Source organism: Pseudomonas kitaguniensis (genome assembly GCF_049199985.1).
Classification (GTDB): Bacteria; Pseudomonadota; Gammaproteobacteria; order Pseudomonadales; family Pseudomonadaceae; genus Aquipseudomonas; species Aquipseudomonas kitaguniensis.
In genome coordinates this window covers 101,735-116,013 of the sequence record NZ_JBLZPT010000013.1, presented here as the reverse complement: position 1 = coordinate 116,013, position 14,279 = coordinate 101,735, and the positions used below count along the sequence as shown (strand labels likewise).

At 61.4% G+C, this 14,279-nt stretch carries 11 protein-coding genes; 5 read left to right on the top strand and 6 right to left on the bottom strand.

Features of this window, described 5'->3' with window-relative positions; genetic code table 11:
• Positions 1 to 52: 52 nt before the first annotated feature.
• The 5 genes from hslU to ACOZK9_RS17230 all read right to left on the bottom strand — a co-directional run bounded on the left by hslU (position 53) and on the right by ACOZK9_RS17230 (position 6,975).
• The gene (gene hslU / locus ACOZK9_RS17250; protein ID WP_058411832.1) at positions 53 to 1,390 is read right to left on the bottom strand and encodes an ATP-dependent protease ATPase subunit HslU; all 1,338 of its coding nucleotides are present in this window, start codon (positions 1,388 to 1,390) and stop codon (positions 53 to 55) included.
• A gap of 38 nt (positions 1,391 to 1,428) precedes the next feature.
• Positions 1,429 to 1,959: an ATP-dependent protease subunit HslV gene (gene hslV, locus ACOZK9_RS17245; RefSeq protein WP_017738857.1), complete on the bottom strand. Its 531-nt coding sequence runs from the start codon at positions 1,957 to 1,959 to the stop codon at positions 1,429 to 1,431.
• Positions 1,960 to 2,205: 246 nt separating this feature from the next.
• Entirely contained in the window at positions 2,206 to 2,907 is a 702-nt protein-coding gene (locus ACOZK9_RS17240) for an SPOR domain-containing protein (protein ID WP_058411831.1), read from the bottom strand.
• Position 2,908: 1 nt separating this feature from the next.
• Positions 2,909 to 4,645: an arginine--tRNA ligase gene (gene argS, locus ACOZK9_RS17235; protein ID WP_421556253.1), complete on the bottom strand. Its 1,737-nt coding sequence runs from the start codon at positions 4,643 to 4,645 to the stop codon at positions 2,909 to 2,911.
• 110 nt (positions 4,646 to 4,755) lie between these two features.
• A complete protein-coding gene (locus ACOZK9_RS17230; RefSeq protein ID WP_058411829.1) occupies positions 4,756 to 6,975 on the bottom strand; it encodes a primosomal protein N' in 2,220 nt (739 codons plus the stop codon).
• 394 nt (positions 6,976 to 7,369) lie between these two features.
• On the opposite strand from ACOZK9_RS17230, the gene rpmE reads away from it, so the two are divergent.
• Positions 7,370 to 7,606 (top strand): 50S ribosomal protein L31, encoded by a 237-nt coding sequence (rpmE, locus tag ACOZK9_RS17225; protein ID WP_003237330.1) that lies wholly within the window; start codon positions 7,370 to 7,372, stop codon positions 7,604 to 7,606.
• Positions 7,607 to 7,909: 303 nt separating this feature from the next.
• Positions 7,910 to 9,178, top strand: a complete 1,269-nt coding sequence (locus ACOZK9_RS17220) for a malic enzyme-like NAD(P)-binding protein (protein ID WP_099240886.1) — start codon at positions 7,910 to 7,912, stop codon at positions 9,176 to 9,178.
• 179 nt (positions 9,179 to 9,357) lie between these two features.
• On the opposite strand, the gene ACOZK9_RS17215 is transcribed toward ACOZK9_RS17220, so the two are convergent.
• Positions 9,358 to 11,820, bottom strand: coding sequence for a penicillin-binding protein 1A (locus tag ACOZK9_RS17215; protein WP_421556262.1), 2,463 nt, complete (start codon positions 11,818 to 11,820; stop codon positions 9,358 to 9,360).
• A 220-nt stretch (positions 11,821 to 12,040) separates the two neighbouring features.
• Here ACOZK9_RS17215 and pilM point away from each other — a divergent pair, with 220 nt between their 5' ends.
• Genes pilM through ACOZK9_RS17200 form a run of 3 tightly spaced genes read left to right on the top strand, consistent with a single transcriptional unit; the run spans position 12,041 to position 14,213 of the window.
• A complete protein-coding gene (gene pilM / locus ACOZK9_RS17210; RefSeq protein ID WP_172979671.1) occupies positions 12,041 to 12,697 on the top strand; it encodes a type IV pilus biogenesis protein PilM in 657 nt (218 codons plus the stop codon).
• Positions 12,694 to 13,245, top strand: coding sequence for a PilN domain-containing protein (locus tag ACOZK9_RS17205; RefSeq protein WP_058411826.1), 552 nt, complete (start codon positions 12,694 to 12,696; stop codon positions 13,243 to 13,245). The genes pilM and ACOZK9_RS17205 overlap by 4 nt, the downstream gene beginning before the upstream one ends.
• The gene (locus ACOZK9_RS17200) at positions 13,242 to 14,213 is read left to right on the top strand and encodes a pilus assembly protein PilP (RefSeq protein WP_122251957.1); all 972 of its coding nucleotides are present in this window, start codon (positions 13,242 to 13,244) and stop codon (positions 14,211 to 14,213) included. The genes ACOZK9_RS17205 and ACOZK9_RS17200 overlap by 4 nt, the downstream gene beginning before the upstream one ends.
• The last annotated feature ends 66 nt before the right edge of the window (positions 14,214 to 14,279 follow it).

Sequence of the window (14,279 nt, the reverse complement as noted above, 5' to 3'; positions counted from 1 at the left end):
ATTCGCGAGCAAGCCCGCTCCCACAGTAAAGCAAAGCGGTCCTGAGTGAGGCTTACAGGATATAACGCGACAGGTCTTCGTTCTGCGCCAATTCGCCCAAGTGGCTGTTGACGTAGTCGGCGTCGATCTTGATCGCTTCGCCATTCTGCGAACCGGCCATGTCGCCGGCGCTGAACGACACTTCCTCAAGCAGGCGCTCAAGCAAGGTGTGCAGGCGGCGCGCACCGATGTTCTCGGTTTTCTCGTTAACCTGCCAGGCGATCTCGGCCAGACGCTTGATGCCTTCCGGCAGGAACTCGATGGCCAGGCCTTCGGTTTTCAGCAGCTCACGATACTGCTCGGTGAGCGAGGCGTGCGGTTCGCTGAGGATGCGCTCGAAGTCGCCCGGGGTCAGTGCCTTGAGTTCCACGCGAATCGGCAGGCGGCCTTGCAGCTCCGGCACCAAATCGCTTGGCTTGCTCAGGTGGAACGCGCCAGAGGCGATAAACAGGATGTGGTCGGTCTTGACCATGCCCAGCTTGGTGTTCACCGTGCAGCCTTCGATCAGCGGCAGCAGGTCGCGCTGTACGCCCTCGCGCGACACGTCGACACCGCCGGAATTACCGCGCTTGGCCACCTTGTCGATCTCATCGATAAACACGATGCCGTGTTGCTCGACCGCTTCCAGCGCCTTGGCTTTGAGCTCTTCGTCATTGACCAGGCGCCCGGCTTCTTCGTCACGCACCAGTTTCAGCGCGTCCTTGACCTTGAGCTTGCGGCTTTTTTTCTTGCCCTTGCCCATGTTGGCGAACAGGTTCTGCAACTGGCTGGTCATTTCTTCCATGCCGGGCGGCGCGGAGATGTCGACGCCGGACACTTCGGCGACTTCGATCTCGATTTCCTTGTCGTCCAGCTGGCCTTCGCGCAGGCGCTTGCGGAACAGCTGACGCGTGTTGGAATCGGAGGCCGGTGCGGCGTCTTCGTTAAACCCCATGCGCGCCGGTGGCAGCAGGGCGTCAAGAATGCGCTCTTCGGCGGCGTCTTCGGCGCGGTGGCTGACCTTGGTCATTTCCTGTTCGCGCAGCAGCTTCAGCGCGGCGTCGGCCAGGTCGCGAATGATCGACTCGACGTCGCGGCCCACATAGCCCACTTCGGTGAACTTGGTGGCTTCAACCTTGATGAACGGGGCGTTGGCCAGCTTGGCCAGGCGCCGCGCAATCTCGGTTTTACCGACGCCGGTAGGGCCGATCATCAGGATGTTTTTCGGGGTTACTTCAACGCGCAGTTCTTCCGGCAGTTGCATCCGGCGCCAGCGGTTACGCAGCGCAATGGCAACGGCGCGCTTGGCATCGTCCTGGCCGATGATATGGCGATTAAGTTCATGGACGATTTCGCGGGGAGTCATGGACATAGTGTTTGGCGGCCCTCAAGCGCAAATAAGCCTACGGCTTACTCGGCGAGGTCCTGCTCCTCAATGGTCAGATTGTGGTTGGTGAACACGCAAATGTCGCCAGCAATGCCCAAGGCAGTCTCGACGATTTCGCGGGCCGACAGGTCGGTTTTCTTCAACAGTGCGCTGGCCGCAGCTTGCGCGTAACCACCGCCGGAGCCCATGGCGATCAGGCCGTTTTCCGGCTCAACCACGTCACCGTTGCCGGTGATGATCAAGGACGCGTCTTTGTTGGCGACCGCGAGCATGGCTTCGAGGCGGCTGAGTGAGCGGTCGGTGCGCCATTCTTTGGCGAGTTCGACGGCAGCGCGAACCAGGTGGCCCTGGTGTTTTTCCAGCTGACCTTCGAAGCGCTCGAACAGGGTGAATGCGTCGGCAGTGGCGCCGGCAAAGCCCGCAAGCACCTGGCCGTGGTACAGGCGACGCACTTTTTTGGCGTTGCCTTTCATCACGGTGTTGCCAAGGGAAACCTGGCCGTCGCCGCCCATGACGACTTTGCCGTGGCGACGTACTGAAACGATGGTGGTCAAGGGGAGAGTCTCCACGCAGCGGGGCGAAAATGCCCTGATGGAAACTGATATGGGGGTACTGAGGGGGATTTCAACCGTAGGACGGGAGCGGGTTTACACAGCTGCCACACTTTTCAGAACAGCCCAAAACCAACTGTGGGAGGGGGCTTGCTCCCGATGGCGGTGTGTCAGTTACTGAAAATAGTGACTGATTTACGGCTATCGGGAGCAAGCCCCCTCCCACATGTTTACCTGTTTTAGCCTGAATCAGCGGCTCTGGCGTTGTTGTAACAACAGGTTACTAAACCCTGCGCCCGCCAGTTGTTTCTGCGCCACCGTCAACTGCTCACGGTTGCTGAACGGTCCTACCAACACGCGATACCAGGTCGCTTCCTTGACCGTGCCGGACTCCACCGTCACCGCCTGGCCCAACAGAATGATCTGCGCCCGCACGCGATCCGCATCCGCCTGTTTCGGGAACGAACCCGCCTGCAGGAAGAACTTGGTCACCGGCGCCGCCTTGGTGGCCGCAACCGGCGGCGCTGGCGGCGGGGTGATCCCGGCCAACGCAGCTTGCGCCCGCGCAGTGTCGATTTTCGCCGCTTCGGCTGGCGTTACCGGGGTGGTCGGCACTTGCGGCGTCGGCAGGGTTTTCTCCGGCACCGCGTCCGGCGGCACGATCACTTCCGATTCCGGCAGCAGCGTGTAGAAGTCGTATTTCGGCTTCACCGGAGCGGTCGGGCTAGGCGCCGTCTTGTTGGCTTCGGCCATTTTGCTGGCCTTCTGCTGCTCTTGCTTGACGCGTTTGACGTCATCGCCCTTGCCCGGCTCCAGCTTCATCAGAATGACTACAAACGCACCGACCGCCAGGCCGATGGCCATCCACAGCCAGCCTGGAATAGGCTTCTTTGCCGGTGCCTGGTAGCGGCTCGCGCCGCGCTTGGGTGCAGGTTTTTTCTTGGCAGCCAACTTACATACGCTCCAGAGTTTCCAGGCCTAACAGTTCCAGGCCTTGCTTGAGGGTCCGTCCAGCCAGTGCGGCGAGGCGCAGGCGACTGTGCTTCTGAGCTTCGTCGTCGGCGGTGAGGATCGGGCAGTTCTCGTAGAAGCTCGAGAACAAACCCGCTACTTCGTACAAATAGGTGCAGAGAATATGCGGCGTGCCTTTGTCGCTGACGCTGTTCAGCACTTCGCCGAACTGCGCGAGTTTGGCCGCCAGTTCCTGTTCATGTGGCGCTTCAAGGTTGATTTGACCCTGGACTTCGCTGAAGTCCTTGCCCAGCTTGCGGAACACACCGGCCACGCGGGTGTAAGCGTAAAGCAGGTACGGCGCGGTGTTGCCTTCAAAATTGAGCATCAATTCGAAGTTGAAGCTGTAGTCGCTGGTGCGGTGCTTGGACAGGTCGGCGTATTTCACCGCGCCAATCCCCACTGCGCGGGCGATGTTGCGCAGGTCGGCTTCGGCCAGTTCCGGGTTCTTTTCCTTGACCAGGTTGTAGGCACGCTCCTGGGCTTCGTTCAGCAGGTCTATCAGCTTTACGGTGCCGCCGTCGCGGGTTTTGAACGGGCGGCCGTCGGCGCCGTTCATGGTGCCGAAACCCATGTGTTCCATGTGCATCGGGTGGGTGACGAAACCCGCGCGACGTGCCACTTCGAACACTTGCTGGAAGTGCAGGGCCTGGCGCTGGTCGACAAAATACAGCGCGCGATCCGCCTTGAGCACGCCACTGCGGTAGCGCACGGCCGCCAGGTCGGTGGTGGCGTAGAGGTAACCGCCATCGGCCTTGACGATGATCACCGGCAGCGGCTCGCCGTCGGCATTCTTGAATTCTTCGAGGAACACGCACTGCGCGCCGTTGCTCTCGACCAACAGGCCTTTGGCCTTGAGGTCGTTGACCACGTTGATCAGGTCGTCGTTGTAGGCGCTTTCGCCCATCACGTCGGCCATGCTCAATTTAACGTTGAGCAGTTGGTAGATTTCCTGGCAGTGCGACAGCGAGATCTCGCGGAAGCGGCCCCACAGCGCCAGGCATTCGGCGTCACCGGCTTGCAGCTTGACCACCAGGCCACGGGCGCGTTCGGCGAACTCTGCGGAGTCGTCGAAGCGCTTCTTCGCGGCGCGGTAGAAGTTTTCGAGGTCGGCCAGCTCGTTGCTGGTGATCGGGTTTTCCTGCAGGTAAGCCATCAACATGCCGAACTGGGTGCCCCAGTCGCCCACATGGTTTTGACGGATCACGGTATCGCCAAGGAACTCCAGCACCCGCGCCACGCCGTCGCCAATAATGGTCGAGCGCAGGTGGCCCACGTGCATCTCTTTGGCCAGGTTGGGTGCCGACAGGTCAACGACCACGCGCTGCAACGGGCCGGCCTTGCGCACGCCGATGTTGGCGTCGGCCAGGGCCGCGTCCAGGCGCGACGCCAGGGCTTGGGTGTTCTGGAAGAAGTTGATGAAGCCAGGGCCGGCGATGTCGGCCTTGGTGACGCTCTCGTCAGCAGGCAGCGCGGCGATGATTTTCTCGGCCAGGTCGCGTGGCTTCAGGCCTGCCGGCTTGGCCAACATCATCGCGATGTTGCTGGCAAAGTCGCCGTGGGTCTTGTCGCGGGTGTTTTCCACCTGGATCGCCGGCGTCAGGCCTTCAGGCAACACACCTTCATTGACGAGTTGGGTGATGGCTTGTTGGATCAGCTGGCGAATGGTGTCTTTCATGGTGTTCTCTTTCGGCCGCAAGCGGCGGCGCGCAATGCGCAGGTGGAAAAGCTCGGCATTATCCGTGGCGAGGGCGGGCTTGCCAACCTTCGCGGGACCTGTGGCCGGGCTTAATACAAATCTACCGGGTCTACATCCAGTGACCATCGCACTTGCCGGCCGCTGGGCATTTGCTCCAGGGCAAGCAACCAGCTACTCAACAGCCGATGCAGCGGTGCGCGCGAGGTGGCCTGCAGCAGTAGCTGAGCGCGATAACGCCCGGCACGGCGCTCCATGGGCGCGGGCACCGGGCCGAGCAGCTCGATGCCGGTCAGACCCAATTCGCCGAGCAAACGTTCGGCCGCGCTGCACGCCTCATCCAAAAAACTTTCGGCCTGCCCCGGTTTGTGGGCTTCGGCGCGCAGCAAGGCCAAATGCGCAAATGGCGGCAGCCCGGCCGAGCGGCGCTCGCTCAATGCCTGTTCGGCAAAGGCGAAGTAGCCTTGTTCGGTCAACTGAATCAGCAGCGGATGGTCGGCCAGGTGGGTCTGGATAATCACCTTGCCCGGCTCTTCGGCACGCCCGGCGCGGCCTGCGACTTGCACGATCAGCTGAGCCATGCGCTCGCTGGCGCGAAAATCCCCGGAGAACAAGCCACCGTCCGCGTCGAGGATCGACACCAGCGTTACCCGGGGGAAGTGATGCCCTTTGGCAAGCATCTGCGTGCCCACCAGGATGCACGGTTGGCCCTTCTGAATGGTCGCGAACAGCTGGTTCATTGCGTCTTTACGCGAGGTGCTGTCGCGGTCGACCCGCAGCACGGGGTAGTCCGGGAACAGAATGCCCAGGCGTTCCTCGGCGCGCTCGGTGCCGGCACCCACCGGGCGCAGGTCGACTTTGCCGCATTGCGGGCAGTGGCGCGGCACCCGCTCCACGTGGCCGCAGTGGTGGCAGCGCAACTCGCCATGACGCTGGTGCACGGTCATCCGCGCATCGCAGCGTTCACACTCAGACATCCAGCCGCAGTCATGGCACAGCAGCGTCGGCGCAAACCCGCGGCGGTTGAGAAACACCAATACTTGTTGGCCGGCGGCGAGGGTCTGGCCGATGGCTTGCTGCATCGGCCCGGAAATCCCGCTGTCCAGCGGGCGGCTTTTTACGTCCAGGCGCAGGAAGCGGGGTTGCTTGGCGCCCCCCGCGCGCTCATTCAGGCGCAGCAGCCCATAACGCCCGGTGTAGGCGTTGTGCAGGCTTTCGAGGGACGGCGTGGCCGAGCCCAGCACAATCGGAATGTCTTCCTGGCGCGCACGCACCAGCGCCAAATCGCGGGCGTGGTAGCGCAGGCCTTCTTGCTGTTTATAGGAGCCGTCATGCTCCTCGTCGATGATGATCAGCCCGGGGTTCTTCATCGGCGTAAACAGCGCCGAACGGGTGCCGATAATAATGTCGGCGTCGCCGTCTCGCGCCGCCAGCCATGACTCCAGGCGTTCCCGGTCGTTGACCGCCGAGTGCACCAGCGCGATACGCGCGTTGAAGCGCTGCTCGAAACGCGCCAGGGTTTGCGGGCCGAGGTTGATCTCGGGGATCAGCACCAAGGCCTGTTTGCCGGCCTGCAGGGTTTCGCGGATAAGCTGCAAATACACTTCGGTCTTGCCGCTGCCGGTCACACCCGCCAGCAGGAACGCGTGGAAGCTGTCGAAACCCGCGCGGATCGCCTCATAGGCAGCGCGTTGCTCGGGGTTAAGCGGCAACTCCGGCTGAGCCAGCCAGTGTTCGTGGCGCGGGCTGGGTGCATGCTTGCGGATTTCGACCTGAACCAGGCCCTTGGCAAGCAACAGGTCGAGGCTGTCTTTGCTCAGCATCAGCTTGCTGAGTAGCTGATGGGCGACGCCATGCGGGTGCTGCGCCAGCGTCGCCAACGCTTCACGCTGGCGCGGCGCGCGGGCAATGCGCGGGTCATCCAGGCGGGCGCCGGGCACCATCGACCAGAAGCGTTCCTGGCGTGCTTCGGCCAGCTCGCCCTGGCGCAACAACACCGGCAGCGCCCAGCTCAAGGTGTCACCCAGGCTGTGCTGGTAATACTGGGCGGTCCACAGGCACAACTTGAACAGCGCGGGCGGCAGTGGCGGTGTGGCGTCGAGGATGGCCAGCGCGGGTTTGAGCTTTTCTGCCGGGACTTCGCTGTGGTCGGCGACTTCTACCAGAATGCCGATCATTTCCCGGCGCCCAAACGGCACGCGCACGCGCATGCCCGGTTGCAACTGCGCCCGCAGCACGCCGGCCGGGGCCCGATAGTCGAACAGGCGGCGCAGGGGCGAGGGCAGGGCAAGGCGCAAAATGGCGTCGGGCACGCGAGGGGTCTCATATAAAGGCAGGCGGTGGCGCAGGGGCGGGAGACTAGCAGACCGGCAGTGGAGGTGTCGTGTCTCTGGTGTGCGCATCGTGGTTAATGCGGGAAGCGCTTTTGTGGGAGCGGGCTTGCTCGCGATGCAGGCACCTCGGAGCATCAGGCATACCGAGTTGATGCTATCGCGAGCAAGCCCGCACACAGTTGACTGCATTCTGCTTGGGAGCCCGCCCCGGCATCTGCGCGGCCGGTTTTCTGATGAAAGGTGCTTTTACACGGCTGGTCAGCCGTAACCTGCGCTTGCACGTTTTAAAAGGTCTGGTAGAATCCGCGGCCTAATTACGTGCGGTATTCGACAATAGTGTCGAGTGGCGGCACGCTAGCCCGAGGAAGTCACCATGAAAGCCGATATCCATCCAGCGTACGAAACCATCGAAGTAACCTGCAGCTGCGGCAACAAGTTCGAAACACGTTCGAACCTGTGCAAGCCACTGGGTACTGACGTATGCAACGAGTGCCACCCGTTCTACACCGGTAAGCAGAAAACTCTGGACACCGGCGGCCGTGTACAGCGCTTCGCAGATCGCTTTGGTGCTTTCGGCAAGAAGCCTGCTGCAGCTACTCCAGCAGAGTAAGGCTCAAAAGCCCTGCGGGCTTTTGCAAGCTGTTAAAAAAGGCGCCCATCGCGGGCGCCTTTTTTGTGCCTGAAATGTGGCCGACTTCATCCGGTAGTGCATCGCTCACATCAATGCTGAAAGAAAAAATTGTAGACATTTTTTAATCGGATTGTGAACAGTTAAGCCCTTGTGCCGCGTGGCTCTTGGCCGAAAGTCTTAGCGCAGCGGCCTTGACACCTGTGACTGACCAGTCTTGTGGGGACTTTACGACACGCGTATCCTCGGCGGTCCGTCGACCAACAGTAAAAGCGGAATGCCGATATGTCTGATTTGAAAACTGCCGCTCTCGAATATCATGCTCATCCTCGTCCAGGAAAGCTGAGTGTAGAGCTCACCAAAGCCACTGCCACCGCCCGCGACCTGTCGCTGGCCTACAGCCCTGGCGTTGCCGAGCCCGTACGTGAAATCGCCCGCGATCCTGAACTGGCGTACAAGTACACCGGCAAAGGCAACCTGGTTGCAGTGATTTCCGATGGCACCGCGATTCTCGGCCTGGGTAACCTCGGCCCATTGGCTTCCAAGCCGGTCATGGAAGGTAAAGGCGTGCTGTTCAAGCGCTTTGCCGGTATCGATGTTTTCGACATCGAAGTCGACTCCGAAAGCCCGCAGGCTTTCATCGACACCGTCAAACGTATTTCCATCACCTTTGGTGGCATCAACCTGGAAGACATCAAGGCGCCTGAGTGCTTTGAAATCGAAAAGGCCCTGATCGAGCAGTGCGACATCCCGGTATTCCACGATGACCAGCACGGCACCGCAATCGTGACTGCGGCCGGCATGATCAACGCCCTGGAAATCGCCGGAAAAACCCTGGCTGACGCGAAGATCGTCTGCCTGGGCGCCGGCGCTGCGGCCATCTCCTGCATGAAGCTGATCGTGAGCATGGGCGCCAAGCTGGAAAACATCTACATGGTCGACAGCAAGGGCGTTATCCAGTCCGAGCGTACCGACCTGAACCAGTACAAGGCGATGTTTGCCCACCCGTCGTCCAAGCGCACCCTGGCGGATGCCCTCAACGGTGCAGACGTGTTCGTCGGCCTGTCCGGCCCGAACCTGCTGAGCGCTGATGGCCTGAAGTCCATGGCGGCCAACCCGATCGTGTTCGCCTGCTCCAACCCAGACCCGGAAATCTCGCCGGAGCTGGCTCACGCCACCCGTAACGACGTGATCATGGCGACTGGCCGTTCGGACTACCCGAACCAGGTCAACAACGTACTGGGCTTCCCGTTCATCTTCCGTGGTGCACTGGACGTTCGCGCCAAGCGCATCAACGAAGAAATGAAAGTAGCTGCCGCCAACGCCCTGCGTGAACTGGCCAAACTGCCGGTTCCTCAAGACGTGTGCGACGCCTACGGTGGCGCCAAGCTGGAATTCGGTCGTGAGTACATCATCCCGAAACCAATGGACAAGCGCCTGATCACCCTGATCTCGGATGCCGTGGCCAAAGCCGCCATCGAGACCGGTGTGGCCACCCTGCCGTATCCGAAGCACTACCCGCTGCAAAGCGTGGATGATGTGTTCAACGGCTAAGCCCTTGCCCCACAAAAAACCCGGCTCAGAAGGCCGGGTTTTTTGTGGGGCGGGGAAAGCTGCAAGCTACAAGCTGAGAGCTACAAGCTACAAGCTACAAGCTTCAAGCTTCAAGCTGAGAGCTGAGAGCGGTGCTGCATGGCTCTTCCTTGCAGCTTGTAGCTTGAAGCTTGTAGCTGCTAAAAGAGGTCGATTGGCGCGCCTTCATCCGCCGGCAGTGGGCTGCCGGGTGCAACACCATTGCCCAGCTCGTTGACGGATGGCGGTGTGTCTTCGCTCTTGAACAGCTCGAAGTACGCGTTCGGGGTGCTTGGCGATGCTGCGCGGCCACTGACCGGATCAATCCGCAGGCTGAGGATGCCTTCCGGCTCGGGCTGAGTGTGCAGCGGCTTGTCTTTCAAGGCCGCGCCCATGTAGCTCATCCAGATCGGCAGCGCGACGGTGCCACCAAACTCGCGACGGCCGAGGCTTTCCGGCTGATCGTAGCCCGTCCACACAGTCGTCACGTAGTCGGCGTTGTAGCCGGAGAACCAAGCGTCTTTGGACTCGTTGGTGGTACCGGTTTTGCCCGCGATGTCTGCTCGGCCAAGGGCCAGTGCGCGTCGGCCGGTGCCCTTCTTGATCACGTCTTCAAGGATGCTGTTGAGGATGTAGGTCGTGCGGCCGTCGACGATGCGCTCAGCTATGGCCGGTGCTTGTGGCTCGGCCGGGGCAGTGGCGTTGGTGGCGGGCGCTGCGCCTGGCGTCGGCTCGATAGTGATACCGCCGTTGCTCGGCGCCGCGAGGCCGTCGGTGGCTGCCACGCCGTTGACCACGTCACCCGGCACGCGTGGGGGGTTGGCGGTGAACAGGGTGTCGCCATTGCGGCTCTCGATCTTGTCGATCAGGTACGGCGTGATCTTGTAGCCGCCATTGGCAAACGTGCTCCAGCCCGTGGCGATTTCCATCGGCGTGAGGGTTGCGGTGCCGAGGGCCAGCGACAGATTCGGTGGCAGGTCCGACTTGGCGAAGCCAAAGCGCGTGATGTAGTCGATGGTTTTGCCGACGCCCATCGCCTGCAGCAGGCGGATCGACACCAGGTTACGCGACTTGTACAGCGCCTCGCGCACGCGGATCGGGCCGAGGAAGGTGTTGGTGTCGTTCTTCGGGCGCCAGACTTTGTCCAGGTACTCGTCGACGAACACGATAGGCGCATCGTTGACCAGGCTGGCAGCGGTGTAGCCATTGTCCAGCGCGGCGCTGTAGATAAATGGCTTGAAGCTCGAACCCGGCTGACGCTTGGCCTGGGTCGCGCGGTTGTAATTGCTTTGCTCAAAGGCGAAGCCGCCGACCAGCGCGCGGATGGCCCCGTTCTGTGGGTCCAGCGACACGAGCGCGCCCTGTGCCACGGGCACTTGGCTGAATTTCAGGCTGTCGTCTTTCTGGCGCTGCACGCGGATCAAATCACCCACCTGCGCCACGTCCGACGGCTGCTTGGGCATCGGGCCCATGCTGTTGGTGTTCAAGAAGGGGCGCGCCCACTTCATGCTGTCCCACGCCACATGCGCTTCGCCGGTGCGCGTCAGCACCTGCACGCCATCTTTCATCACTTGGGTGACGATGGCGGGTTCCAGGCCGCTGATCGGGCGCTGTTTGCTCAGTTCGGTGGTCCAGGCGCTCAGGGTTTTGCCCGGCAGGCGTGACTCAGGGCCGCGATAGCCATGGCGCTGGTCATAGGTGACCAAGCCTGAATGCACCGAGGTATTGGCGATTTCCTGCAGGTCGCTCGGCACGGTCGTGGTCACGCGAAAGCCTTCGGTGTAGGCCTCGCTGCCATAGCGGCCGACCATTTCGGCCCGCGCCATTTCAGCGATGTACGGTGCGTTCACTTCCGGCGTCGGTACGTGGTAGCTGGCGTTCAACGGCTCGGCCACAGCGCTTTCGTAAGCGGCCTGATCGATTTTGCCGAGCTTGTACATGCGGCCCAGGATCCAGTCGCGACGCTCTTTGCTGCGTGCCGGGTTGGCCAGCGGGTTAAAACGCGACGGTGCCTTGGGCAGGCCGGCAATCATCGCCATCTGCGCCAGGCTGGCGTCACGAATCGACTTGCCATAGTAAACCTGCGACGCTGCCTCGATCCCGTAGGCACGATTGCCCAGGTAGATTTTGTTGACGTACAGCTCAAGGATTTCGTCCTTGGTCAACTGACGTTCAATTTGCAGCGCCAGCAGAATCTCGGTGGCTTTTCGCGAAAAACTGCGCTCGCTGGTGAGGAAGAAGTTTTTCGCCACCTGCATGGTGATGGTGCTGCCGCCGGACTGAATGTGTCCGCTTTTTACCAACTGAGTGGCCGCACGCACCAGGCTGCTAGGGTCGACACCATAATGATTGGCAAAATTATCGTCTTCAGCCGACAGCAAGGCGCTGATGAAGTTGGGCGGAATGTCGGCGAAACGGATCGGTGTGCGGCGCATCTCGCCGAACTCCGCGATCAGTTTTTCATCGCTGCTGTAGACCCGCAAAGGAATCTGCAACTGGATACTTCTGAGTGCCTCTACGGAGGGCAAACCCGGACTAAGGTAGAGGTATGCACCGCTGAGTACGAGCAGTAGCCCGCAGACGACCGCGACAATGGAGTACCCGAAAAACTTCAGCAGACGAATCAAGGCTTTTGGATTTCCAGAGAAAAGAAAGAGTTACGCGTCGGGGCATGCATGGCAAACGATGGATCGACCCGAGCAGCAGATAAAAAGCGGGGAAAAACGCTGGGCATTAAAGCATTTTCGGCTTGGGGCGTCATTCGTGCTACTCAAACAAGTCGACCGAATGCACCACGCCAATGCGCAATCAGGCGGTATGACAGGCAAAATTTTAGGGAGTTTTATGCGAAAAGGATTTTTCAGGCGAAAAGTCGACGCCGTATTGGGCATCGACATCAATGACGCAGGCATCAAGCTGGTTGAGCTGGGCCGGTCAGCCGACGGCTACACCATTCAGGGTTACGCCGCCCAGGCATTGCCAGCCCACGCGGTAGTCGACGGCACCTTGTTGGACCTTGCAGCCATAGGGCAGGCGCTGCGCCAGGCGTTATCGCGGCTACGCACCTCAACGCGCCGGGCGGCGGTTGCGGTGGCGGGGCCATCGGTCATCACCAGGGTGATCGAAATGCAAGCCGGGCTCAGCGACGAGGAAATGGTCTGGAACATCCAGATGGAGGCCGATCAATACATTCCTTACCCATTGGATGATGTCGCCATCGACTTTCAGGTTCGCGGCCCGTGCGCCCAAGACCCTCTGAGGGTCGAAGTTGTGTTGGCCGCCTGCCTGCGGGAGCAAGTCGAGGCCCGCGAGGCGGTTTTAGCCCTGGCCGGGCTGGTGGCGCGCGTGGTGGATGTTGAAGGGTTTGCATTGGAGCGCGCTTGCAGTCAGGATTTCGCCAGCTTCACGCCGTGCCATCGTGTCGATGGCGCACAATGGGCGGTGGATGCCCACGGGATGGGAATTGCTTGTGGGTTGGCCCTGAGGAGTTTCGCAGGATGACACGGATCAATCTTTTGCCTTGGCGTCAGGCGCTGGCCGAGCGGCGGCGCAAATACTTCCTGGTATTTTTGCTGGTGTTCGCAGGTGTCGCGCTGGCGGCGGTGTGGCTGGCAGATCAAGTTATCGATCAGGCTATCGACCGGCAGGTAACGCGTAACAATCACCTGAGCAAAGCAGTCACCGTTCAGGATTCGCTTATCAAGACCATCGACGACTTGCAGGAGCAGAGCCTGCAAATGACCGAGCGCATGAAGGTCGTGCAGGATGTGCACGAAGCCCGCTCCGCCAGCGCCGAGCTTTTGGACAAACTGGCCCGTGCGGTGCCCGACGGGGTGCACCTGCATGAGGTGGTCGCCAAGGGCGATACCGTCAGCATCAGCGGCAGTGCCGAGTCCAGCCAGGACATCGCGCAATTGATGCGCCGCCTGGAGGCTTCTGAAGGTGCTCACGCCACTCGGTTGCGGCATGTGCGAGCGGAAGGCGAGCGCGGCGCTAACCAATTTCAACTGGTGGTGCGCCAAGGCGATTCCACCGAGGCGCTGCCATGAGCCTGCCCAGGCTCGACTTTTTCACGCTTTCTCACAACGCTGCGAAATGGCCCTTGCCGGGCAAGCTTCTGTTCGGCTGCGCGCTGGCAGGGCTCGTGTTTTTAGTGGGCAACGGCGTGTACCTGAGCCCTGCGCGTGATCGGCTTAATACGTCCGAGGCGCAGGCTGTTGAACTGCGACAGGCGCTTGCGCAAAAGGCTGGCTTGGCGGCCAGCGTTGAGGGCCGCACGCGTCACGCCCACGTGATGCAGGAGGCGGTTGCCGGGCTTTTACGGCAAATGCCCGGCGAGTCAGACACCCCAGGCTTGCTCGAAGACATTGCCCGGCTGGCGGTTGCCAACGGTTTGGCGGTGGAGGGCGTCACCGTGCTGGACGAGCAACCTCAGCCGTTGTTTATCGAGGAGCCTGTGCAGGTTGGTGTTGTGGGCGCCTACCACGACTTGGCGACGTTCGTGAGTGCTCTGGGCGGGTTGTCGCGCATCGTCAGCGTGCACGATGTTGTGCTTCGTTCTGATGGCGCGCGGGTGCACCTGGCGCTGCTGGCCAAGACCTATCGGAGCGCATCGCCGCGCAGCCCCTCGGGTGTGACGGTTGAGCCGCTGCCGCGATTTGCCTACAGCGCCGCTTCGCTGCGTGATCCGTTCCAGCCGCGCACCTTGCAGGTCGATCATGCGCCTGGCCGCCCGGCGCCTGCGCCAGACCTCGCTCGGGCGCGTGGAGCGCTTGAAGGTCTGGCCGTCGACCAGTTCAAAATGGTCGGCACCTTGTCCCGGGGTGTGCACACCTTCGTCTTGCTGCGCGCCGCGTCCAGCGTGCATCGGCTTGCGGTCGGCGACTACTTGGGGCCGAACCACGGCCAGGTCACGGCCATTCATGCCGGCCACATCGAACTGGCCGAGCTGTTCCCGGATGAACAGGGCGCCTGGCTGCAGCGTTCGCGAACCCTCGTTTTAAACGTCAACTCATAACGGAATCAAACAATGAAAAGGACTTTGCCGTCCTTCGGTGTGGCGCTATGGATAGCGTTCACGGCA